Annotated in this window: 24 protein-coding genes and 1 tRNA gene; 11 read left to right on the forward strand and 14 right to left on the reverse strand. The window is 61.9% G+C overall.

Annotated features, from left to right (window positions below; all coding sequences use genetic code 11):
- The first annotated feature begins 8 nt into the window (after positions 1–8).
- Entirely contained in the window at positions 9–1,100 is a 1,092-nt protein-coding gene (locus tag VGF98_08650; GenBank protein ID HEY1681689.1) for a P-loop NTPase, read from the forward strand.
- Here VGF98_08650 and VGF98_08655 read toward each other — a convergent pair.
- Positions 1,095–2,576 (reverse strand): amidohydrolase, encoded by a 1,482-nt coding sequence (locus VGF98_08655; GenBank protein HEY1681690.1) that lies wholly within the window; start codon positions 2,574–2,576, stop codon positions 1,095–1,097. The two genes, VGF98_08650 and VGF98_08655, sit on opposite strands and share 6 nt — an antisense overlap.
- On the opposite strand from VGF98_08655, the gene VGF98_08660 reads away from it, so the two are divergent.
- Entirely contained in the window at positions 2,567–3,802 is a 1,236-nt protein-coding gene (locus VGF98_08660; protein HEY1681691.1) for a M48 family metallopeptidase, read from the forward strand. The two genes, VGF98_08655 and VGF98_08660, sit on opposite strands and share 10 nt — an antisense overlap.
- On the opposite strand, the gene mptA is transcribed toward VGF98_08660, so the two are convergent.
- On the reverse strand, positions 3,799–5,193 hold the full coding sequence (mptA, locus tag VGF98_08665) for a GTP cyclohydrolase MptA (GenBank protein ID HEY1681692.1): 1,395 nt from the start codon (positions 5,191–5,193) through the stop codon (positions 3,799–3,801). The two genes, VGF98_08660 and mptA, sit on opposite strands and share 4 nt — an antisense overlap.
- An 89-nt stretch (positions 5,194–5,282) precedes the next feature.
- Here mptA and VGF98_08670 point away from each other — a divergent pair, with 89 nt between their 5' ends.
- Positions 5,283–5,870, forward strand: coding sequence for a Fe-Mn family superoxide dismutase (locus VGF98_08670; protein ID HEY1681693.1), 588 nt, complete (start codon positions 5,283–5,285; stop codon positions 5,868–5,870).
- Positions 5,871–5,947: 77 nt separating this feature from the next.
- On the opposite strand, the gene VGF98_08675 is transcribed toward VGF98_08670, so the two are convergent.
- Entirely contained in the window at positions 5,948–6,832 is an 885-nt protein-coding gene (locus VGF98_08675) for a DUF5996 family protein (GenBank protein HEY1681694.1), read from the reverse strand.
- On the reverse strand, positions 6,829–8,091 hold the full coding sequence (locus VGF98_08680; GenBank protein ID HEY1681695.1) for a cyclopropane-fatty-acyl-phospholipid synthase family protein: 1,263 nt from the start codon (positions 8,089–8,091) through the stop codon (positions 6,829–6,831). Before VGF98_08680 ends, VGF98_08675 begins: the two co-directional genes overlap by 4 nt.
- A 75-nt stretch (positions 8,092–8,166) precedes the next feature.
- Between VGF98_08680 and VGF98_08685 the strand changes: the two genes are divergently transcribed.
- The 4 genes from VGF98_08685 (at position 8,167) to msrB (ending at position 11,673) form a co-directional block, all read left to right on the forward strand.
- Positions 8,167–9,243, forward strand: coding sequence for a type I phosphomannose isomerase catalytic subunit (locus VGF98_08685; GenBank protein ID HEY1681696.1), 1,077 nt, complete (start codon positions 8,167–8,169; stop codon positions 9,241–9,243).
- A gap of 80 nt (positions 9,244–9,323) precedes the next feature.
- Entirely contained in the window at positions 9,324–10,670 is a 1,347-nt protein-coding gene (dacB, locus tag VGF98_08690) for a D-alanyl-D-alanine carboxypeptidase/D-alanyl-D-alanine-endopeptidase (protein HEY1681697.1), read from the forward strand.
- A 38-nt stretch (positions 10,671–10,708) separates the two neighbouring features.
- Positions 10,709–11,197, forward strand: coding sequence for a peptide-methionine (S)-S-oxide reductase MsrA (gene msrA, locus VGF98_08695; protein HEY1681698.1), 489 nt, complete (start codon positions 10,709–10,711; stop codon positions 11,195–11,197).
- Entirely contained in the window at positions 11,173–11,673 is a 501-nt protein-coding gene (gene msrB / locus VGF98_08700; protein HEY1681699.1) for a peptide-methionine (R)-S-oxide reductase MsrB, read from the forward strand. Before msrA ends, msrB begins: the two co-directional genes overlap by 25 nt.
- Before the next feature lie 7 nt (positions 11,674–11,680).
- Here msrB and VGF98_08705 read toward each other — a convergent pair whose 3' ends face one another.
- The 3 genes from VGF98_08705 to VGF98_08715 form a co-directional block, all read right to left on the reverse strand.
- Positions 11,681–12,082: a GNAT family N-acetyltransferase gene (locus VGF98_08705; GenBank protein ID HEY1681700.1), complete on the reverse strand. Its 402-nt coding sequence runs from the start codon at positions 12,080–12,082 to the stop codon at positions 11,681–11,683.
- Between the two features lie 19 nt (positions 12,083–12,101).
- Positions 12,102–13,739 carry a redoxin domain-containing protein gene (locus tag VGF98_08710; GenBank protein HEY1681701.1) on the reverse strand — a complete coding sequence of 546 codons (1,638 nt, stop codon included), beginning with the start codon at positions 13,737–13,739 and terminating at the stop codon, positions 12,102–12,104.
- Between the two features lie 21 nt (positions 13,740–13,760).
- A tRNA-Thr gene (locus VGF98_08715) sits at positions 13,761–13,832 on the reverse strand.
- Between the two features lie 127 nt (positions 13,833–13,959).
- Between VGF98_08715 and VGF98_08720 the strand changes: the two genes are divergently transcribed.
- Positions 13,960–14,613 carry a hypothetical protein gene (locus VGF98_08720; protein HEY1681702.1) on the forward strand — a complete coding sequence of 218 codons (654 nt, stop codon included), beginning with the start codon at positions 13,960–13,962 and terminating at the stop codon, positions 14,611–14,613.
- Here the strand turns inward: VGF98_08720 and VGF98_08725 are convergent.
- The gene (locus VGF98_08725) at positions 14,603–14,878 is read right to left on the reverse strand and encodes a hypothetical protein (protein ID HEY1681703.1); all 276 of its coding nucleotides are present in this window, start codon (positions 14,876–14,878) and stop codon (positions 14,603–14,605) included. The two genes, VGF98_08720 and VGF98_08725, sit on opposite strands and share 11 nt — an antisense overlap.
- A gap of 40 nt (positions 14,879–14,918) precedes the next feature.
- Between VGF98_08725 and VGF98_08730 the strand changes: the two genes are divergently transcribed.
- Positions 14,919–15,461 carry a gamma carbonic anhydrase family protein gene (locus VGF98_08730; GenBank protein HEY1681704.1) on the forward strand — a complete coding sequence of 181 codons (543 nt, stop codon included), beginning with the start codon at positions 14,919–14,921 and terminating at the stop codon, positions 15,459–15,461.
- Positions 15,462–15,475: 14 nt separating this feature from the next.
- On the opposite strand, the gene dnaB is transcribed toward VGF98_08730, so the two are convergent.
- The 5 genes from dnaB to infA form a co-directional block, all read right to left on the reverse strand.
- Positions 15,476–16,855 (reverse strand): replicative DNA helicase, encoded by a 1,380-nt coding sequence (gene dnaB, locus VGF98_08735; GenBank protein HEY1681705.1) that lies wholly within the window; start codon positions 16,853–16,855, stop codon positions 15,476–15,478.
- On the reverse strand, positions 16,852–18,828 hold the full coding sequence (gene lonC, locus VGF98_08740) for a Lon family ATP-dependent protease (GenBank protein ID HEY1681706.1): 1,977 nt from the start codon (positions 18,826–18,828) through the stop codon (positions 16,852–16,854). Before lonC ends, dnaB begins: the two co-directional genes overlap by 4 nt.
- 9 nt (positions 18,829–18,837) lie before the next feature.
- Positions 18,838–19,284: a 50S ribosomal protein L9 gene (gene rplI, locus VGF98_08745; protein HEY1681707.1), complete on the reverse strand. Its 447-nt coding sequence runs from the start codon at positions 19,282–19,284 to the stop codon at positions 18,838–18,840.
- A gap of 6 nt (positions 19,285–19,290) precedes the next feature.
- Positions 19,291–19,539 (reverse strand): 30S ribosomal protein S18, encoded by a 249-nt coding sequence (gene rpsR, locus VGF98_08750; GenBank protein HEY1681708.1) that lies wholly within the window; start codon positions 19,537–19,539, stop codon positions 19,291–19,293.
- Between the two features lie 220 nt (positions 19,540–19,759).
- Positions 19,760–19,984, reverse strand: a complete 225-nt coding sequence (gene infA, locus VGF98_08755) for a translation initiation factor IF-1 (protein ID HEY1681709.1) — start codon at positions 19,982–19,984, stop codon at positions 19,760–19,762.
- A gap of 332 nt (positions 19,985–20,316) precedes the next feature.
- On the opposite strand from infA, the gene VGF98_08760 reads away from it, so the two are divergent.
- A complete protein-coding gene (locus tag VGF98_08760) occupies positions 20,317–20,637 on the forward strand; it encodes a zinc-ribbon domain containing protein (protein HEY1681710.1) in 321 nt (106 codons plus the stop codon).
- 25 nt (positions 20,638–20,662) lie between these two features.
- The gene (locus VGF98_08765) at positions 20,663–21,547 is read left to right on the forward strand and encodes a fatty acid desaturase (protein HEY1681711.1); all 885 of its coding nucleotides are present in this window, start codon (positions 20,663–20,665) and stop codon (positions 21,545–21,547) included.
- A 189-nt stretch (positions 21,548–21,736) separates the two neighbouring features.
- Here VGF98_08765 and VGF98_08770 read toward each other — a convergent pair whose 3' ends face one another.
- A complete protein-coding gene (locus tag VGF98_08770) occupies positions 21,737–23,194 on the reverse strand; it encodes a glutamine synthetase family protein (protein HEY1681712.1) in 1,458 nt (485 codons plus the stop codon).
- Positions 23,195–23,299 lie beyond the last annotated feature (105 nt).

The raw sequence follows: 23,299 nt of genomic DNA on the forward strand, positions 1-23,299 counted from the left end.
AAGCCGTTATGCCCCATATCGAAGTTATTATCGAGCCGTCCAGCAACATTCGCGAACTCGTCGAGCGCCTGCCGATCGCGGCCGAGGTGATGCAAGCGTTCGGCCTCGGATGCAGCGGCTGTGGCGTGAGCGCCGCCGAGACGATCGAGCAAGGCGCGCTGGCGCACGGGCTTCGCGTCGAACCGATCTTGGCAGCGTTGCAGCAGGCGCGCCTATCGGGATTCGTCCCGCTCATTTCCAACGAGGACCGGCGGCCGGTGCGCCGCGCGCCATCGGCCTTTCGCGGGCGCGCCGCGATCAAGCGCATCATCCCGATTATGTCCGGCAAGGGGGGCGTCGGAAAGTCGCTCGTCACGGCATTGCTGGCACTCGGATTGCGGCGACGCCACCTGCGCGTCGGCATCCTCGACGCCGATATCACGGGACCGTCGATTCCAAAAATCTTCGGTCTGCACAAGCCGATGACGATCGAAGCCGATCCGGTGCTCAAAACGCCGCAAGGTGGCCCGCAGCCGCTGATGGCGCCGGTTCTCACACGTTCGGCCATCGAAGTCGTCAGTTCGAATTTGCTGACCGAGCAAGAAGACACCGCGATGATTTGGCGCGGACCGATCTTGAGCGGCGTCATTCGGCAGTTCTTCGAGCAAGTGACGTGGAGCGAACTCGATTATCTGTTAATCGATCTTCCGCCGGGAACGTCGGACGCGCCGCTGACCGTACTGCAATCGCTCAAGATCGACGGTGTCGTCTTGGTCACCATGCCGCAGGCGCTGGCGACGATGATCGTACGCAAAGCCACGAACCTCGTGCACCAACTGCAAAAACCGATTTTGGGCGTTGTCGAAAACATGTCGTATTTCGTCGCGCCCGACACGGGTACGCGATACGATATTTTTGGACCGTCCTACGCCGATCAGGTCGCCGAGTTAGCGCGCGCCCCACTGCTGGCGCGGATTCCGCTGGATCCGCTGAAAGCCGCATTGGCGGATGCCGGCGATGTCGAAGCCATCGACGATCCGATCTGCGACCAACTCGCCGCGCGCCTGGTCGAGATGGCCGAAGCACGGCCGGCCGTTAAAGAAACGATTTCGCTGCTATAACACGCCTGCGTCGAAGACGCAGGCACCGCCGATCCAGGTCTGCAGAACGCGGCAATCGGTAAATGAAGCCCCGTCGAACGGATCGCGGTCGAGCACCACGAAGTCGGCGTTCAGACCGGCGCGCAGGTCGCCCGTCACGTGTTCGGCATATCCAAAACGCGCCGCATTCACGGTATACATCGCGAGCGCGGCGTGCCGCGATAGACGTTCGGATGGTTGATGATGATCGACGGCAGCTTGCATTCCGGCGAACGGATCGAGCTCGCATACCGGGCTGTCGGATCCCCCGCACAGCATCGCGCCGGCCCGCTCGATACGTGCCAACGCGTTCATCGAACGCGTTCGTTCGACACCCAAACGCCGTTCGTACAACTCGTCGCTACCTCCCCACGCCGCGTCGAACTGCGGCTGCATCGACAACGCGATCCCTAACCGCGCGCAGGTTTCGATGTGCTCGTCCGACGCCAGTTCGAAATGTTCGATGAAGTGACGACAGCCGTTCCTCGACGGGCGATCGTCGAGCACTCGACGCCACACGCGCAGAGCTTGATCGATCGCCTCATCGCCGATGGCATGCACGCCGGCCGCGATGCCGAGCCGGTCGGAAGATTCGAAATACTCGAACAGTCCGTCATCGTCGAAGCGTAACGCGCCGGAACCACCGCCGCAGTAGGGCGCCGACATCGCGGCCGTACCGCTCCCGATCGACCCATCTAAGAAGACGTCGCCGCCGACGTACGGCAAACCGAAGGAACGCGCCAATTCCGGATCGGGCTCGCAAATCTTCGAATGCACGTCGGCCGGGAGCGCGCGCATCGCGGCTACTTCGGCCGCATAGTCGTCGCGCGCAAACCCCACGAGCTGTGCGTGCAGATGCGCCACGCCGCGCGAGAGCGCGAAATCGACCGCACGACGCTCGGCTGCTCGCCGCACGTCGAGTGGCGTGCGTTTGGCAAACCGCGCTTGTGCTTGCCAGTTCGCGTCTCGCGTTAAGCGGCCGGTCGGAACACCATCATCGTTGCGTTCGATACCCTCGACACCGCTCGGCAACTCGAGCCATTGCAACGTGCGTGCGTTGACGATGCTCGAGTGCGAGTCGACCCGCGTGAGCATCGCGATTCTATCGGAATGGAACCGCTCGAGCGCGGTTGCATCGGCCGCCCCGTCGGGCCACAACGCGTCGTCGTAACGTCCTCCCACGACGATGCCACCATCGACCGGAAGTCGTTCGACCGCTTCGTGCAGGGCGCGATTGGAACGCACGCTCGAAAGGTCGCGCGTGCCGCTCAGATAGCCGGAAGCGGCGAGATGGACGTGACAATCGGCCAGCGCCGGTATGACGATCGCTCCGCCGACGTCGACGCGGAGCGCGCCTAACCCGGCCGGCTCTTCTCCGACGGCCACAATGCGATGCTGGTCGATGACGATATTGTCGCTACACGCAAAACGGCGCGACGGAGCATCGAATGAATACACGCGCGCATTATGGAAGAGCAGCACGTGGGTACGGTACGATGAAAGCGTCGAAGCTACTGCTCGGCCTCTGCGCCGGAGTGACGGCAGGTTATACGCTAATGCGAACGGTGCAAGCCCTCCGCGAGTACCGTCGTCCTTCGCCCGCGGTCGAGCGCGATGCGCGAGCCTATGCCGAGTATCGACGCGCCCTCGACGTTGCTGGGACCGTTCGAGGGCTCGCCAGCGCGTATTTGTTCGCTTACGGCGCGCCCGGTCGCTTCACCGATCGTGCGACGGCGTTCGCCCCGCCGTGGCTGCGCCCGGCGTTATTCTCCTTGCCGATCGTGACCATGTCTTCGTTGCTCGATTTGCCGATCTCGTTCGTCGAAAGCTATACGCCCGAGCGGCGCTACGGTTTGAGCGATCAGTCGATCGCGGCCTGGCTCGAAGAATACTTGAAAGGCACCGCGCTGTCGGCTGCATTCTCGGCGGTGCTGCTGAGTTTATTCGGTATCGCGGTCCGGCACGCGCCTCGTACCTGGCCGCTGGTAGCCGCCGCCGGCACGCTGCCGCTGTTAGTCGTCATGAACCTGGTCGTTCCGCTCTGGATACTTCCGATGTTCAATAAATTCGTGCCGCTCGACGGACCGCTCGAAGATCGGTTGCGCAAGCTTGCCGGACGCTATGGCGCCGCCACGGCCGAAATACTGCGTATGGATATGAGCCGCCAAACGCGCAAAGCCAACGCCTTCGTTACCGGCGTCGGCGGAACGCACCGTATCGTGCTCGGCGACACCCTGATCGACGCGTTCACGCCCGACGAAGTCGAGTTCGTCGTCGCGCACGAGCTCGGCCACTACGTCACCAAAGATACGTGGCGTCTCATCGCCTTTTCGGAACTGATGGCCGCCATATTATTATTCTGGGCGCAACGCGCGACCCCGGTTCGCGAGCGGGCGAGGATGCGCAAACGGCCGATTTTATTGGCGCGCTTCGTCGTCACGATGAGCGCAGCGTCGCAACTGTTGCGACCGCTGTTGCTGGCGTTTTCGCGTTCGCGCGAATGGGCGGCCGACGATTTCGCACTCGAGGCCACCGGTGACGCCGCGAGCGGCGCTGCCGCGTTATCGCGCTTACGCGACCAGAATCTAGCCGACGACGCACCGCCGCACTGGTACGAGTTGCTGTTCGGGTCGCATCCCGCGCTCAAGGACCGCATCGCGAAGTTGGAGGCTGCGGAGCGTTAGCTTCCGCGCAACCATTGCGAAGGTCGTGTGCGTTCCGCGATGGTTTCTCCGCGCAGCTCGGCTCGTAGTTCCCCGAAGGTCCCGAAGCCCTGCGCGAACGCATCGTGCTTGTGGATCGATTCGTCGTTCACTTGCCGGGCCGAAACGTATGCATCGTCGCCAAGATCGCCGTACATGTCGAGCGTCGCCGCGAGCATCGCGCGCGCCGCATCTTCCACAAATCGAGGCCGCGAGTGCGCCTTACTTACCACGAAGAACTCGTCGGGCCGCTTGAGCAGGCCATACGTTTCGCTCGACATTGCGTTCTCGACGATTTCGATGACGTCTTCGACCGCGACCGTTTGCGGTTTGGCCGGATGTCCGACGAGCAGCGATCCACGGCTACGCTGATTGTGCGTGGCTTGCGGGATCGCGTCGAGCGCACGCGCGGCTGCGCCGGCATCGAAACCGGCCTCACGCAATTTGCGTTCGGAACGCTCGCGCATCATCTCTTGCGCACACGGGCAGGCGGTCATACCGAACGCTTCGGCTCCGACGAGCGTACGGGAGCCGTTCGGCGTGGCATACGCGATCGCTAGAAACGTATAGCGTTCTTCCGTCGGCAGCGCGCTCACGGGCGTCCAACGCTCCAACCCAAAACTCGCGCGCACGCGCACTTCCGCGTGCGGTGCGTCTTGTGCGACGACGATGGCGCGCGCGATCGAGCCGGGCAAATGCGCCAGCGAACCGTTCGGGTCGTCGCGCAAGCACGTGTCGATCGTGTCGGCGAGAATTTCCGAATACCGCGACATGTGCGCGCCCGCGAGGTTCGGCCCCAACGCGTTCGACATCGAGAACTCCGCATCGTACGCTCGAAGGTTCGCATCCGATCCGCTTACGATCGTGCGCCGAACCGAACGAACGCCGGCGCGCTCGAGCGAGATTGCAACATCCGGCGCGAGCGACTGGCGATCGATCGAGAAATGCAGACTCCGCTCGACCCTGCGAACGAATTCGAAAGCGCGTCGTCGCACGAGATGCGGCGCAATTTCGGCTAGCGGCGCCGCATCGTACGGCCGGTCCTCAAGGTCGTCGCGAACGACCTGGCCGTCGATCGCCAGCACGTCGATGTCGATCGGCCGAGGAGCGAGCCGAATGCTCGAGGTCGAGCGACCGACGGCAGCCTCGATCGCTCGCGCGAACGCTTCGAACGCGTCGCGATCGAGCGGGGTTCGAACGGCCACCGCGAGGTTGAGGTATTCGGGCCCGGTGGCTCCGCCGGCCGGAGGCGAGGCGTAGAACGCCGATACCGCCGTCACCTCACACCGAGCGCGCAGGCGCTGCAGAGCGGCAAGGATGTTGGCTTGACGGTCGCCCAGATTCGAACCGATCCCGGCGTACACTTCGTGCACCGCGCCAGCGTGCGGGGGACGAACGCTCGCCTCCTGCGGAAATCGCCGGGCGGGCCGGAGACGGGCCGCCCGGCGCGAACCACCCTCTTATGAAAACGTACGCTGCAAAAAAGTGGGATCTCTCGGGTCTGCAAGGCATCTCCGACGCAACGCTGGAGATGCACTTCGGACTGTACGAAGGTTACGTGAAGAACGCGAACCTGCTCAACGAAAAGCTCGACGCCTTGCGCTCTGCCGGTGAAGCCGCCGGCGCCAACCCGAGCTACGCCGAACTCGTGCGCCGCCTCGGATTCGAATACAACGGTATGCGCTTACACGAATACTATTTCGACAACATGACCAAGTCGCCGGCCGACATCGGTAACGGCAAACTCTATACCGCGCTCGGCGAGTCGTTCGGTGGATTCGATGCGTGGAAGAAAGACTTCGTCGCCGTCGGCGGTATGCGCGGCGTCGGCTGGGCGATCGCGTATCGCGACGACACCAACGGTCAGATCAGCAATAACTGGATCAGCGATCACGAAAACGGCCACCTCGCGGGCTTCACTCCGATCGTCGTGCTCGACGTTTGGGAGCACGCGTTCATCAAAGACTACAAACCGTCTGAACGCGGCAAGTACATCGAGGCGTTCTTCGCCAACATCGACTGGAAGCGTTGCGAATCGCGCCTCCCGTAAACCGCTCTATATAGACTGCTCCGCTTCGGGCGGTTCCGTGCTACACGGAGCCGCCCGTTTTTTGTACCGTCGTCGCCTTATGCCCCGGGCGGCCACTGCATGCTTTGCGCCAGCGCGTCGTAGGTGCTGCTGAAGAACTCGGCTAGCAGCGCATGCGGATCTCGAGCGGCGCGGACGTCGGAGTAGCGGAGAATAAACTCGCCCATGTTCGTGTCCCAGCCGGCCGCCGAAGGACCCACGCATGCGGTTTCGATTCCATCCGGTTTCGGATAGCCGTAGCTCCAGAATGCGGGTTCGGGAAAACGCGCATCCCCCGGCCAAAAGCCGGTGCAAATCTCTTGTGCGTTCATGCCAAGGCGCATGATGATGTCTTGCGACGGCGGCTCGGCCGGACGCCCCGAATAGCGCGCGTACGCGATGTCGAACGAACCGAAGAAAAACTGTACCAGCGTATGTCGCAAGCGATACGGTGCGCGGTGCCGCTCGAGCGCCGTGTTGGCCTGCAGCAAAACTTGTGAGAAGCGCCGTGCGTACGCCGGATCGTACGAACGATGCTCGGTGTCTTCGTGAAACGGAAGCTTGTCGGGAAGCTCTACTGGAACGTCCCAGATTCGGACGTCGAGGCCTAGCTCGTCCAGCAGCCGCATCGTTTCACGATAGAAATCGGCCACGGTACGGGGAACCAGCGGAATCGAACGATCGGTTCCGTCGCTGACGAGCACGCGCATACCGTGATCGATCAGGTCGAACTCGACCGAGAACGAACGTTCTCCATACGGAATCGCACCCGTCCACATGCCGCGCGGCGTTACATACAGCGCAACGTGCGCCCACTGCGGCTCGGGCGGCGACAACGCCAAGCGAATCTTGCCGATTACTTGCACGTAGCGGTGCAGCGTCTCGCAGGTCTCGCGCCAGGCTTCAAGAGGCAGTTCCGGCCAGGCTTCCACGCGATCGCTCATCGTACGTACAAATCCCTTCGGGTCGCCGGAATGCGGCTCGTGCCGTCGGGCAGCGGCTTGGCCAGCAGCGTCTGGACCAACCCCATTCGCCCGAGCGTAAAGTTGCGCGCACTTCCCGTCATATACAGCCGCCAGACCCGCTCCGTTCGCTCGTCGGTTGCATCGATCGCCGCGACGCGGTTCTTCCCGAGGTTCTCGACCCACGCACGCAACGTTCGTGCGTAGTGTTCGCGCAGATTCTCGACGTCGCGCACTTCAAAACCGGCCAACTCGGCCGAACGCAACACCGTTGCGATCGCTAGCAAATCGCCGTCCGGAAAGACGTACCGGCCAACAAAGTCGTTGGCGAGGCGGATCCCCTTGCCATCCCGCGATTGCCCCGTGATTCCGTGATTGAGAAACAGGCCGCCGGGTCTGAGCGCGCGGTAGGCGACGGCGAAATATTCGTCGAGACGCTCGCGACCGACGTGCTCGACCATCCCGATCGATGCGACGGCGTCGAATTGCCGGTCGCCGAGATCGCGATAATCCAGTCGTTCGATTCGAGCCAGGCCGCCGAGTCCCAGTGCCGCGATGCGGCGGCGCGCCTCTTCGTACTGCCGTTGCGAAAGCGTGATCCCGAGCGCTCGAATGCCACGCTGCGCGGCGGCGATGACCAACGCTCCCCAGCCGCAACCGATGTCCAGCAGTTCCGAACCCGGCGCCAAACGGAGCTTATCGAGCGAATATGCGAGTTTGGCGCGCTGTGCCGCTTCGAGGGTGGTGACGCCGTCGTCCCAGTACGCGCACGAATACACGAGTTGCGGGTCGAGAAAGCTGGCGTATAACTCGACCGGCTGATCGTAGTGAAAACCGATCGCCGCGGCATCGCGCGTCTTCGAATGGATCGCACCCGTTAGGTGGGCCGACCCCGACGCGCGCGGCGGTCGCGGCAGCCTAGCCATTGCCGCCGCCATGCGCGCCAGGTCGATCGGCGACAACCGCTCGGTGCTGCGCTCGAGGACGTCGATTGCGGTTTCGAGATCGCCGTCGACGTCGATCCAAGCCTCGACGAATGCTTCACCCGGTCGCAAGCTCAAAGGCGGAGAAAACGCCGCGCGCAATGCGGACGGCCCGTTAACGCGCAGTTCGAAGCGCGATCCCGGGGCAGCGATGACGGTTCCGTCCCAAAGGCGAATGGCGACGTCGTGTCCGAGCCGGTCGCCAAATAGCATCGCGAGAATTTCCATCGATCGCTCGAGCACGCTGTTCCCGGACATGCATTTTTCTTAGCGCTACGAAAGAAGCGGCCCTCTGCCCGGGGACGCCGACCGGCGACTGCGAAGACCCTCGCAATGAGCGACGCGGCAGTATATCCGTATATTTTGGATCCGAAGTTGGCGCCGGCAATATGGGGCGGCGACGAACTCGTGAAGCAATACGGCAAACACGGCGACCCGTCGGCGAAGATCGGCGAGTCGTGGGAGTGCTGGGACACGGACACGGTTATAAACGGACCTCTGAAAGGCGATTCGGTCGCGACCCTGCGGCAATCGCAAGGAAAAAGCTTTCTCGGCGACATCGACCCGACTCGCATCTTTCCGGTTCTTACGAAGATCATCACCGCGCACGATTGGCTCTCGGTACAGGTGCATCCGAACGACGCGTACGCAAAACGGGTCGAGCATCAAGCAAACGGCAAGACCGAGTGTTGGTACGTGTTTTCGGCCGACCCCGGCGCTGAGTTAGTGCTTGGGTGGACGCGCGACACATCGCGTGAAGAATACGAACGTCGCGTCGCCGATGGGACGCTCGGCGAGATTCTGCGCCGCATTCCAGTCAAGGCAGGCGATACGGTATATATTCCGGCCGGCATGGTGCATGCGATCGGAGCGGGTGTCACCCTCTTCGAAACGCAGCAAGCTAGCGATTTAACGTACCGGATGTTCGATTGGAACCGTATCGGAGCCGATGGAAAACCGCGCGAACTGCACATTCAAAAAGCCGCCGACGTTTTAGATTATAAGGCGACGGGCGCCGGCACGCTGGATCAAATCGCCTACACGTTCGACGGCTTACAGCGTTTGGCGTTGATCGCCGACAATCACTTCGTAGTCGAACGGATCGTCGCGACGAGCGAACCGGCAACGATGAAAACCGGCGGACGGCCGTTGATCGTGATGTCGCTAGATTGCCCGATGAACGTCGGCTGCAACGACGTCGAAGTGTCGCTTACCCCATACCAAACGGCCTTGATTCCGGCGAGCGCCGAAAGCTGCACGGTTCGTTCCGAGGGCGACGGCGACGCACCGTTCATGTTCGTTACGCCGCCCGAACATCGCGACGACCTTGCGGTGCAAATGGTAGCCGCCGGTATCGAGCAGTCGCGCATCGACCGCTTTATGGAACAGTTCGCGTCGCTGCACGTGTAGGATTTGCGTCGTTCGCGCTCGCGCTAGTTGTAGCGACGAGCCCGGCGGCGGTTACCGCGTCATCCGCGCAGCAACGCGCGATCGACGTTGCATTGTCTTCGACGGAATTGCGCGGCGCCCACGTAGGGCTGCTGGCCGTGGATACATCGGGTGCCACGGTGTACGCGCGCGATCCGGACGACGACTTCGTCCCGGCCTCTACGTTCAAACTAATCGTCGGATCGGCGGCGCTCTCAAAATTGGGACCCGCATTTACATTCGGCACCAGCGTGGATGCGATCGGACCGGTAACGAGCGGAACGCTCAACGGCGATCTGGTACTGCGCGGCGGCGGCGACGCACAACTCTCGGTCGCCGATCTACAGAGCGCTGCGACCGCCGTTCGTGCGGCCGGTATCGTGCACGTAACCGGCGACGTCGTTGCCGATGCATCCTATTTTTCGGCACCTCGTTTTCCCGGCGGATGGATGATCGACGATCTGCCGTACGAATACGCGGCCGTTCCGTCGGCGCTGTCGCTCGAACGCAACATCGCACACGTTCGCGTGCGTCCTGGCTCGGCCACCGGAGACCCCGCGCAGCTTTCGATCGCTCCGGCCGTTAACGCGTTCACGATCGTCAATCGCGCGGTGACGGGCGCACGCGGCAGCGACGATACCACCGATCTCGACCGGCCCTGGAACGTGCCGTCCGAGATCGACGTCACCGGTAGTTACCCGTTGGGAGCGCCGCTTTCCGACGACCTCGAGCCGGCCGTTCCAGATCCGCCGTCATACGCGGCCGCGGTCTTTCGCGATGCACTGGTCGCGCGCGGCATCGCCATCGACGGCGCCGTCCGCTTCACATCTGCGCCTGGCGGAACGCATCTCTGGCAACATCGTTCCGAGCCGCTGCGAACGATGCTCGGCGATTTCTGGCGCCCCAGCGTCAACCTGATCGGCGAACAGCTGCTCGAGGCGCTCGGCGTGGCGTCGCCGGCAACTGCTCACCTCGACGATCGGGCCGCCGGCATAGCGGTCGAAACGGCATGGCTGCGCTCGATCGGCATCGACCCGCGCACGCTGACGATCGCCGACGGTTCCGGGCTGTCGGCATACGACCGCATTACCCCGCGCGCGCTGGTCGCGATTCTGAGCGCCGGTTGGCACGGACGCTACCGGACGACGATCTTGGCCGCGCTGCCGGTTTCCGGCCGAAGCGGCACCCTGGTAAACGACTTCACGTCGGCGCCGCTGGCCGGTGCCATCGTCGCCAAGACAGGCACGACCAATCACGCCCGGCTGTTGGCCGGATACGCCAGGCGGCCGGATGGCAGCACCACCATCTTTGCCTTGATGATCGAGAACTGGATGGACGACCGCCCCGATGCGAACGCGCTCCTCAATCGAGTCCGCCAGACGGTGTTGCGCGCTCTCACCGGCGGTTGACGCATCCGCCGGCGCGCGACAAACGTTATAGAATATGTATGAACGCAACTACGCAAACCGCGACCTTCGCCGCCGGCTGTTTTTGGGGCGTCGAGGCCGCGTTTCGCCAGATCCCCGGCGTGCTTGACGCCGTCTCGGGCTACATCGGCGGAAGAACGCAAGACCCGACCTATCGCGAGGTCTGCGGACATGGAACCGGACACGCCGAGGCGGTCGAAGTTACTTTCGATCCGTCACGGGTGACCTACGAACAACTATTGCAGGCGTTTTGGAATCTGCACGATCCGACGCAGGTCAACCGGCAAGGTCCGGATGTCGGCGATCAATATCGCTCGGCCATCTTCACCTATTCGGACGAGCAGATGCGCACTGCAACCGCGTCGCGCGATGCGGAACAGGCAAATCATCGCCGGCCGATCGCAACGCAGATTCTTGCGGCCCCCACGTTTTATAGAGCCGAAGAATATCATCAACGCTACTTCGAAAAGAATGGTGGAGCGGCGTGTCACATTCCGACCGCACGATGAATCGCGTCGCTTTTCTCGGCGGATTGCTCGTTCTCGGTGGAGCGACGGCGTCGCGCGCTTTCGCCTCGCCATCGCAACAATACGCGGTGACGCACAGCGACTCGCAGTGGCGTGAGCTCCTCGGTGGCGAGCGCTACGACGTCATGCGCCAGAAAGGAACGGAACCGGCAAACTCCAGCCCGCTGCTAACCGAGACTCGAGCGGGCCTCTATCGCTGTTACGGTTGTAATCTGGCGTTGTTTTCGTCGAAGACGAAATACGACAGCGGAGAAGGCTGGCCGTCGTTCTACGACGTGTTGCCGAACGCGATCCGCGAACAATCCGACTACGGGCTGGTCGAAGCGCGCACCGAAGTGCACTGCCGTCAATGCGGGAGCCACCTCGGCCACGTGTTCGATGACGGTCCCGCGCCGACGCACCTACGCTACTGTATCGACGGCGTCGCGCTCAAGTTCGTCCCCGGCGCTAGCGCCTAGACTTCTCTTAGCTTCGTTTTTCGAATACGCGCTGGTCTTTGACCGGCGCGTATTCTTCTCGTTCATAGAAACGGTGCGCGTCCTTGCGAATCACGTTGGAGCGCACGCGGACACGCCGTGCGCCCTGTTCGCGCGCCCATTCTTCGGCGGTACGCAGCAACGCGGCGCCGATTCCGTTACTTCGATTATTCTCGTCGACCGAGAGGGCGAGAATCTCCGCACCCTCGCAATCTGCAAGTTCGTCGCGCATTTCGACGGCGATAAATCCAACGACGTTCGACTGGATTTCTCCGACGTAGATTTTCCGTCGATCCGAACATCGAAGCACCATGCGCTCGATCGTTGCCGCATCGTTCGGATATCCGAGCTGTGCGAACAACGGAACGAGCGCCGAAGCATCGGCCGGCAAAGCCGGCCGTATGCGGACGCTAGCGGGCGGGGACGGCTGCCGTGACGCCGTTGGAAGCTACCGTGATGTTATTGCCCGGTTTAGCACCCGGGGTCGGCGGAACGAGTTGGAACTCGTACGTTTTCACGCCGCTTTCCGGAGGCGTGAACGTCACCTTACCCGGCGAGCAGAGACGATCGGCGCAGAACGACGCGACCCAGCCGGGTGCGAGGTTCTCTGCGGTCAACGTCACCGGCTGGCCGGTCTTGGCGACGACGATCAAGCGATACTTGTACGTCGAACTCACGCTGCCGGGAAGATCGGCGCCGGTCCATTTTGTCACCGAAATCGCCATGTTCGAATTTTGCTTGACGGCAACGGCTACTGTGCCTTCGGCCGCGCGTTCCGTCACGCGATCACGGATTTCGGCCGCCGGGCTCTTCGGATCGACCATGTCGGCGTAATGCTTGGCGGAATCGTACGCCTGTTGTGCTTGCGGTCCGTCACCGAGCGTCACGTATGCATCGCCCAGCGACAGCAACTCATCGGCGGCGTTGGCGGCGTTATCGCTGCGATCTTTGGGCGCCGAGGTTTTGACTGCAGCCTCCAACAACGCCGTGCTCTTTTGGAACGGCGCGATCGCTTGTTGCGGCTGACCGGAACGCTTGTAGAAAATCGCGAGCCAGCTAAAGCCGTCGGGATCTTGCGGACGCCTGTTGGTGTACTTCGTCGCGTACGGAATCGCCGCGGCGTAATCGCCCGCGGCGCCCAGGGCGCGCGCCATACGGAAGATCGTCGTCGGATCGCTCGGCTTCAACGCCAGCGCGTTGCGCGTGGCGCGCACCGCACCCGCCGAGTCGCCGAGGTTCGCGAGACCTTTTGCCTGCAACAGATACGCGTCGAACTTCTGTTGCGGAGTATTTTGCAGGCGCAATACCGCGGTTGCAGCGGCGTATTGCAGCGCGCCCTCTTCACGGCTGGTACGGGCGTAGTCGTACGAGTCGGATTGCGACGACGGCAGCCCGTTCAAGTAGGCTTCGGCGTCCGCGACTTGCTTGACGGCGGCGGCCGCTCCCGCGCGAACTTGCGTGGGCGAGCCGGTCAGCGTGAACTGCCCGGTGGCCAGCATCGAATCGAGTTTCTTCTGCACGGGCGACAGGTAGTACACGTTGTGGCCTTGGCGCGCGCCATTGATAAACTCGGCGAGTTGCGCGGGCGTCACGCCGCCGGTCCAACGGGCGCGTACGATGCCGTTCTTGTCGACGACGATCGTCGTCGGAATCGCTTCGACGCTGATCAGCTGCCGAAGGTGCGGGCTGACCAAAATCGTTTGGTACGGAACGCCCCGCGTGGATATGAAGCTTTTAACGACCGGAACCGTTTCGTTGTCGTCGAGTCCCAGAAAGACGACGTCGGGCGCGTGCAATTTGTGGTAGGCCGTTATCATGTCGGCCGTTTCGTGACGGCACGGCGGGCACCACGTCGCCCAATCGTTCAGAACGACGACCTTGCCGCGTAGTTGAGACGACGTTACCGTCTTGCCGTCGAGCGATTGCCCTTCGAACGCCGGGAGGGCGGTCCCGACCGATGCGGGCGCCGTCGGGGTCGCGGCCTGGGATTGGCCGTAGGTCGCGACAAGGGCGAACAATGCGGCGAACGTTGCGATCGTGCTTTTCATGCTTCTCTCCAAAAGGTACTCAGCCGACGGTCAGGATTGAACTGACGACCTGCTATTTACGAAACAGCTGCTCTACCACTGAGCTACGTCGGCGAAAATGCGGCCCCGCGCCGCGGCCTCCTGGCTTTGGCCCGCTCGGCAGCGCGCCCCTGCCGCGCCCAGCGACCGGTTTGACGCTACTCTGATAGGCGGTCGCCTCCCCAGCCCGTACAATCCAACGATGAGCAAGCATCTCGTTTCGCTACTCCTGGCCGCAGTCGTCCTGGCCGTGCCGCTTCGGACCCTGGCCGATCAAAACGCGACCTATCACGGTCCCGTTGGCGCTTCGGAAAAAGCGTTCGTCGCAGCCGTCCAGGCCGATCTTATGAAACGGTATCCGACCGCAGCCGACGCCGAAAAGGCCGGCTACATCCGCTATACCAACGAAGACGAAACCGGCGCAATCAGCTATGCGAACCTGCACTGGCAATCGATGGATGCCAAGCACCCGAGCCAACTATGGTACGGCAAGGACGGAAACTTGCTAGGCGCCGATTACTCGGTGCTGGTGAGCGCAAATTCCGGACGGCCGACTCTGTGGGGCATCAATCCCGGACGATGGGTAGAGTTCGACGGACACGTTCACTACGTCGAGCGCGATCCTACTACCGGAAAGCTGACGTACGATCATTGGATCATGAATCCGAAGTTTGCCGCAGCCGGCGGTAGCACCACGCAACCTAGCGCGGCGACGCTCGTCGCGTTAAAAAAAGTGCCCAACGCGTCTGCAGTGGCGACGATCTTCGAGTTCCCGTCGATCTGGGATCTGATCGTTTGGGTCAAGCCGAATCCGAGCGGCGCGTTCGCCGATAAAAACCCAGCGGTTACGCCGTAGGAGCCACTTCCCCACCGGGGTCCGCGTCGTGGAACGTGCCACGTTTGGCGCGATCGTCGAGTTCGAGATCGTCGAGCAAGTAGTACACGATCTTGCGGTCCGCAAAGCCGACCTTGGCGAGCGATCGACCGCCGATCTCGACGACCTCGTGAATGTGGCCTTCGCGCCCGGCGTACTCGTAGTTGACCGCCGTGTAGTTGGCGTCGCCGGCCTTCGGATGCGGGATCGCGCGGACGCCGCGCAGCGGCGTTCGATGCCTATGCATGCGTTCGAGGTTCGCCGCGGTGCGGTGCGAAGCATCGCACATGCTGATTCCCTTTAACGGCAAGCGGCCGCAGATCGATCCTTCGGCGTTTATCGCCCCAACCGCGGTCCTCATCGGCGACGTCGTCGTCGGCCCGCAGGCAAGCATCTGGTTCGGCGCCGTGCTGCGCGGCGACAACGGTCCGATTCGTATCGGCGCCCGCACGTCGGTTCAAGATAACGCGGTCGTGCACGTCAGCGAGCACGGTGGCACGTACGTCGGCGACGACGTCACCGTCGGACACGCCGTGGTAATGGAAGATTGCACGATCGGGCAACACGCCTTGATTGGCAGCAACGCGACGCTATTGAACGGCTGCCGGATCGGCGAAGGCGCCTTGATCGCTGCCGGCAGTGTGGTCGGCGAACGCGCAGAGATTCCCGATGCCATGCTGGCGGCCGGCGCGCCGGCCGTCGTCAAGAAACGCATCGAAGGCGAAGCCGCGCATTGGATCGAGATTTCGGCCGGCGAATACGTCAAACTCTCGCGCACGTACTTGGCGCAGAATATCGGTACGCTCGAGGATCAGGAAACGCGGCTGTAAACTCGGCCGGCGGTTTATGCGGCGGGGTAGTGCGAATCGTCGCCGTACGGAACGAACAGCGTGAACTCGCGCTGGAAACGCAGCTTGACGGTGCCGGTCGGGCCGTTGCGGTGTTTGGCGATGATAAACTCAGTTAGCTCGGGATCCGGGCACTCGGGCTTGTAATAGCCTTCGCGGAACAAGAACGCGACGACGTCGGACTCTTGTTCGATCGATCCCGAATCGCGAAGGTCCGATAGCATCGGGCGTTTGCCGGTATCGGAGCGGCTTTCGACCGCACGGTTCAGCTGCGCCAGCGCCACGATTGGAACTTTCAGTTCTTTGGCGGTCACTTTGAGCGTGCGGCAGATATCCGACAGTTCTTCGTTACGATTGACGTTGCGCGATGTCACCGCCGGACGCATCAACTGCAGATAGTCGACGAAGATCGCCCCTAAAGCTCCTTCGGCCGACTTCTTGAGGACGCGGCACCTATTGCGTAAATCCGATACGCTGAGCGCACCCATGTCGTCGAGGTAGATCGGCAACTGGTCGAGGCCTTCCATCGCCCGCGAGATCGACTCCCACTGATGCGGTTTGATATTCCCGCGCCGCATATCGTTCATCGAAATGCGCGCTTCCGAACAGATCAGTCGTTGGATCAGCTCGTTGTTCGACATCTCGAGCGAGAAAAACGCGACCGGCTGGTTCGAGTCGCGAGCCGCCGCCACCGCCATATTGAGCGCGAACGACGTCTTGCCCATGCCCGGGCGGGCTGCGACGATAACGAAGTTCCCCGGCTGAAAACCGGTCGTCATCGCATCGATGTCCGGAAACCCGGACGTCAAACCGATACGGTCGCCGCGCTGGTGATACAGGTGATCGATGCTGTCGAAGGCTTCTTTCAGGAGATCGCGGACCGGCTTGAAATCCTTCGTGCCGCGCTCTTCGCCGATCGCATAGATCAGTTGCTGCGCGCGATCCAGCGACGCCGCAACGTCCTCTTCGCCTTCGTAACCGAGTTTGGTGACTTGCGTGCCGGCCCCGATCAACGCGCGCAGTGCGGCTTTCTCGTGCACGATCGTGGCGTAATAGCGCGCCGATGCCGCCGACTGAACCGTGTCCATCAGCGAACTGATATACGGCACCCCACCGACGCGTTCGAGCGTGCCGCGCTGGCGCAGTTCTTCGCTGACGGTAATCTTGTCGATCGGTTCGTCGCGCTCGAACAAGTACACGAGCACGGCAAAAATCGATTCGTGCACGTGTGCGTAGAAATCGCCCGGACGTACGAGTTGCCCGACTTCACCCAGCATCTCTTTGTCGACGAGAATCGAACCCAACACTGCCATCTCCGCCTCAATGTTGTGCGGCGGAATGCGGTCGATCGGAGTGGGCGACGGTTGTGCGGTCATGGACGACGTGCGATCTTCCGGCGGGTCGCCGGTGAATGCCTTGTGGAACGCTTGTTCATATTCAGTTCGCGCAAGACGTATTCCACATCGGGCACGGGTACGACGTCGAGACCGGCCATCGTTGCATCGACCTCGCGCGCGTTTTCACGTGGAATCACGACTCGTCGCATCCCGGCTTGTCGAGCCGCGTATAATTTTTCGACGATACCTCCGACGCCCCGAACCTTTCCTTGAATCGACAACTCGCCGGTGACCGCGACGTCTTGCGGCATAGGCGCTTTCAGGATTGCGGAATACAGCGCCAGAAAGATCGCCAACCCGGCCGACGGCCCGTCGATATTACCGCCGCCCACGATGTTGATGTGCAGATCGAAGTTCGCCGTGTCGATTCCGACGAACGTTCGCAATACGCTGGTCGCATTAAACACCGAGTCTTTGGCCATCGAACCGGCGGTGTCGTTAAAACGCACCGTGCCCTTGCCGGGAGCGCTCGCGGTAAACGCGACGGCTTCGATCTCGATGAGGCTTCCGAGATAGTGCAACACACCCAGACCGAACGTCTTGCCGATTTCGCGCACGGCTCGCGCCTTGACCGGCGTGTGCTGCAGCAAACGGCTCGTCTGCGCCACAGATGTCACGTCGTCTTCGGTAATCGCCGGCGCCGCCGGCTTTGCGCCCTCGGCGGCTTTCGCCGGTCGCGAACGATAGAGTGCTTGGCCGTACGCATCGGCCACGAGCTGCACGGCTTTGCGGCCCTCGATCGTATACGACGCGATCGCGCGGGGCACGCCCCGAGTCGCGCGCGCGCCCAAGCGCTTGACCGCGCCTTGCACGATCGAAACGACTTGGTGCTGCGTGAGCGGCGAGAAAAATACTTCTGCGCAGCGCGACCGTATGGCCGGGTCGATGTCGTCGGGCTCGCGGGTCGTAGCCCCGATCAAAATGAAGTCGGCCGGAGCACCGTCGCGGAACAGGCGTTTGACGTACTCCGGGACGTTGGTGGCGCTCTCGTCGTAGTACGACGACTCGAACATCACGCGACGATCTTCGAGTACTTTGAGCAGACGCAGTTGCAGCGCGGCATCCATCTCGCCGATCTCGTCGATGAACAGCACGCCGCCGTGGGCGCGGGTCACCAGGCCGAGCTTGGGTTCGGGAATGCCGCCCTCGGCAAACTCGCGCCGGCTGCCTTGATAGATCGGGTCGTGGACGCTGCCCAGCAACGGATTCACCGTTTCGCGCGGATCCCAACGCAGCGTCGTACCGCTGGCCTCCACGAACGGCGCGTTCTTACCGAACGGCGTTTGCGGACGGGCTTTGGCGGCTTCCAACGCCAGCCGCGCGACCGTGGTCTTTCCGACGCCGGGCGGGCCGTAGAGCAATACGTGCTGGGGAAACGGCGAGCTGATCTTTGCAAGCAGCGCGCGCACCGCGGCTTCTTGTCCAACGATGTCGCGCAAATTCTGCGGGCGTAACTGGCGCAATGCCGACGCTGCGAGCGGTCGCTGGGACAACGCGTCGAGCTCGGCGAGTTTGGCTTGCGTCGCGGGCGTTTCCGGACCGCCGCTTTCCCGCAACGCTTCGAGCTTGAGGTCTTTGACGTACTCTTCGTGCCGTTGCGCCAACTTTTCGGTGACGCGTTTTTCCAACGCGTCCTCGGCGTTGCGCTGCGCCATCGTGTCCGCCATCGCGTCTTCGATTTCCGCGATGGCTTTGCGCTGTTGGGCGCGCGTGGTTGCACGCTCCAGCGTCGGGTCTTCAAAGACCAGGCGCTGCAGCGCGCACAGGCGATCGGGGAGGTTGGCGGAGCGCATCATGCGCAAAGCGTTCACTTTGCCGGCGCGCAGGACGACCTTATCCTGTCCCAACACCGACGCGAGCATGTCGTATAGGGCCGTTACGTAACGGCCCAGCTCGTCTTCAACGCCGAATTTCCGGCGGAAGCGCGACGCGTAATGCGATGCGTCCGGCACGGCCTTCGATTACATCGAGACGACGTCGACCGTCGCTTTGGCGGTTACGTTCTTGTGCAAACGAATCTCGACCGGGTACGAACCCAACGCCTTAATGGACGTGATCAGCTCGATCTTATGCTTATCGATTGCGACGTCGAGGGACTCTGCGATCGCGGTCGCGACGTCGGCGTTCGTTACCGTGCCGAACAAACGGCCGTTGCCGCCCGCCTTGGCTTTGACGGCGACTTTAGCGGTCTCGAGGCGCTTTGCGAGCTCCTTGGCATCGGATAATGCCATCTCGTCGCGACGCCGCTGCGCCTGCTGCTGCGAACCCAGCTTTGCCAATGCGCCCTTATCGGCTTCGATGCCGAGCTTGCGTGGTACCAAGTAGTTGCGTGCGTACCCCTCGGCGACATCGACGATAGCGCCTTTTTTGCCGAGCGCCGATACGTCGGCCAATAAAATGAGCTTCACTCGCCGCTACTCCGAAACGTAGGGAAGGAACGCGATGATCCGAGCGCGCTTGATTGCGACGGTCAACAAGCGTTGGTGCTTGGCACAGTTTCCGGATATGCGTCGCGGCACGATCTTGCCGCGCTCGGAAACGTATTTTTTAAGGCGGTTGATTTCGCGATATCCGATATCGATTACGCGGTCCGCGCAAAATTGGCACGGCTTGCGCTTGGGGCGCCGGTCTTTGACGGCGCGTTTCGTCCTGCTGGTAGCCATCGTTCGTCCTTTCGACTAGGTGGTTTTTGGTCGCCGGCGCTCGTTTCGAGCGTTGCAACCCTAGCCAGGTGACGCATCCTCGCGCCACCACCGGCCGCGGCCGGATTGGGAGGTTGCCCGCGGGCAACAGCGCTCATCCTATCATGTCGGTCACGCGCGCGCTAGTCGCCGCTATAGCGAACGTGTGTTCGAGCGGCGAGCGGCGGATTCCCGTACGGAGCTAGTGAGCGCGGCGGGCCTCGCCCGCACGGTAGCGGTAGACGATGCGCGCTTTTGTGAGGTCATAGGGCGACATTTCGAGCTCTACTCGATCGCCCAGTAGCAGCTTGATCCGATGGCGGCGCAGACGGCCGGCAATGTGAGCCAGCACGGTGTGCCCGTTCTCGAGCTCGACAGCAAAGGTTGTGCTCGGAAACACTTGTTTGATGGTCCCGAAAAGCTCCAGCGGAGCTTCTTTCGAGGTGTCTGGGGCCTGCGGTGTCGATCCGTTATCGGAAGTGCGCCGCGGCCGATTTCTGTTACGCGATGGACGGGCCAAACGTTCTCCTTCTGCTTGGCAGGAAGCGCCCGTAGTATCTCACAGCGGAGAGCTAGGAACAAGGAGTCGGCCTGGTCGCCGCCTAGGAAAAAATGTTCAGGGTCACTGGAACTATTTCGAGCGGGATAGTGTATAGTGTTCTGGTTACCAGGTTTCGAAGTCCGCAAAGGTCACGTTCCACGTACTAGCGAGTCGGATCCGGAAAACACAATCACTACCCTGAGGAGACTCGTTAGTTAATGTATACCAATGAAATGCTGACCTGCATGGATTGCGGCCGTCAGTTCCCCTTCACCGCCGGCGAGCAAGAGTTCTACGCCATGAAGGGCTTTACCAATAAGCCGAATCGCTGCACCGACTGCCGCACCGCCCGTAAGGCCGGTCGCTCGCAGAGTGGTGGCGGCGCTGGTGGCTCCGGCGGCGGCGGCGGAAATCGCGAGATGTTCAAGGCGACCTGCAGCCAATGCGGCGGCGTTGCCGAAGTGCCGTTCCAACCGCGTGGGGATAAGCCGGTTTACTGCCGCGACTGTTTCTCGTCGCGTAGCAGCAGCTACCGGTAAATAGCTAACCGCTATTAGAGCATCGATGAACGCAGAGGGTCAGCAACCCGCCGGCTCTCTGTCTCGTCGGCTCACGGGCGGCGCGCTGTTCGGAATCCACCTGGGAGCCCTGGCTATTTTTTGGCCAGGCTTTTTTTGTTGGCCGGCAGTTGCGACGGGCGCACTCATCGCTTATTGCACCGGCGCACTCGGAATCACGCTGTGCTTCCACCGAACCTTGACGCATCGCAGTCTGCGCTTGCGCAAGCCACTGGAGTACCTTCTCGCCGTGTTTGGGACGCTGTCTCTGCAGGGCGATCCCATCCGTTGGGTGGCAGTGCATCGCAAACATCACGCGCATGCCGACCACGATGGAGATCCGCACACCATTCAGCGCGGCTTTTGGTGGGCACACTTCGATTGGCTGTACCGCAACAACGTTGCGATGCCGAGCGATGAAGAAATCCGACGCTACGCACCCGACCTCGAGGCCGATCCATTTTATCGTGCGCTCGCGTGGTTGGCTCTGCCGTTGCAGCTCGCTTTAGCAGTCGGGCTCTTCTTCATCGGTGGCTGGCCGTTTGTGGTGTGGGGCGTGTTCGGACGCCTGGTCTTCGCCTATCATTCGACGTGGTTCGTGAACAGCGCGGCCCATATGCTTGGCTATCGCACGTTCCGCACGAACGACGAGTCGACCAACTGCTGGTGGGTCGCGCTGCTGTCGTTCGGCGAGGGCTGGCACAACAATCACCACGCGTTTCCGTTTTCGGCGCGTCACGGATTGCAGTGGTATGAGATCGACATGACGTGGTGGCAAGTGCGCTTTTTGCAGCTCTTGCGATTGGCCGACCGGATCAAAGTTCCAACCGCGGCGATGCAACGCAAGCTGTACGTGACACCAGTACAGCGCGACTTGCAAAATGTCGGCTGACGATTCGAAAGGCGCCCCCCGAAAATCCGGTGGGGCGCGTTCGTGTTACAACAAAACCGGCTCCCCGAAGGCCGCGTTCGCGACCAAGAAACTTGCAGAACGTGCGATCCCCGCGAAGAGCGCCGGTTTACGGCCGTACCTGTGCGAAGATCACGGCTGGCATCTCGGCCACCGCTGAGGAACTGCTACCTAAAACAAGCTCCAGAGATATTGGTTGTAGACCTCGTGATGCAGTTGCACTTCCTGCGCTTTCACAACGGTTCCCAATAGTCGTGGGCAACGATCTGCGCCGGCTTGTTTGAGCTCCGCGTATTTCTCTTTGATTTCGGCGCCTAGCATCGCGTCCGGCCATCGCGACTCGCGAAACGCCGCAAGCGCATCGTAGATATTGTCCGGCAGATAACGTTCGGCCGAAGCGACGGTGCCTTCGACATCCGCTCCCAACCCGGTCGCGAACACCGCCAACAACACCAGATACGGATTCGCATCGGGCCCCACGGATCGCACCTCCACGCGCGCGCTTCGTTCGTTGCCGATGGGCACTCGAACCATCGAGCCGCGGTCGATCGCCGATGCTTTAATTTGATTCGGCGCTTCAAAGTGCGGATCGAGCCGGCGATATGCGTTGACCGAGGCGTTGAACATCAAGCACAACGCAGGCGCGTGCGCCAGAATACGCTCGATGAATTCCCATCCGAATGCGCTGAGCCGTTCCTTGCCTTGTGGATCCCAGAAAATATTTTTCCCGTCGCGGCTCACCGAGACGTTGGTATGCATGCCGCTGCCGTTCACGCCGACGACGGGCTTGGGCAAGAAGCTGGCCGTCATGCCCATCCGCGTGGCAACTTGGCGGCAGATGAGTTTGTACAGTTGGATCTGATCCGCGGCGGCGACGACTTCGCCGTAACTGTAGTTGATCTCGAACTGCGACGGCGCTACCTCCGGATGGTCTTTCTCGTTCTGAAATCCCATCGCACGCTGCACTTCTGCGACAGAATCGATAAACGTCCGTAACGGGTCGCCGGGAAGCGAGTGAAAATATCCGCCGATGCTGACGTACTCGAAAGCGCCGGTTTCGTGATAACGCCGTTCTGCGTCTAACCCTTGGAAGAGAAAGCCCTCGATCTCGTTGGCCGCGTTGAGCGTGTATCCGTGCTCGGCATAGCATTTGTTCGAAAGCTGTTTGAGCACGCCGCGGATGTCGCCGGCAAATGGGCGGCCTTCGCGATCGAGCACGTCGGCAAAGACCAGCACCTTGCCCGCACCAAAGACGTCGGCCGGCGCCCAATAAAATGCGCTCCAATCCAACGCCAAGCGTAAGTCGCTCTCGCGCTGGGCGGTGAACCCGCGAATCGACGAACCGTCGAAGGTGAGATTGTCATGCGAGTCCAGCAAAAACTTCTTGTCATAGTCGAGCATGTGCAGACGGCCTTCGAGATCGCTGAACAACACCGTGACGGCTTTGATCCGTTTTTCGGCGCTGAGATACTCGAGCCGTTCGGCGGCGAGTTGATGCGCCGCAGCGCGATCCTTCCGCTGCTGCTTTGCAGCCAGGTTGCGTTCTTCGAGTTCGCTGTAGGTCAGTGTCAAATGGTCGCGGAGGGCGATCGGATCGGGCGTGCGTTCGTGGGCGGACATCGTGCTCATGTTCACTCCTTTGCGCGGCGGCGTCGCTTCGATGCTTTGCTCGTCTGGAGCTGGTCGCCTTTGGACAAGTGGAGTAGTCCGGCGCTCATTATGTCGAGCTCCCCG

Source organism: Candidatus Tumulicola sp. (assembly GCA_036490475.1).
Lineage (GTDB): Bacteria > Vulcanimicrobiota > Vulcanimicrobiia > Vulcanimicrobiales > Vulcanimicrobiaceae > Tumulicola.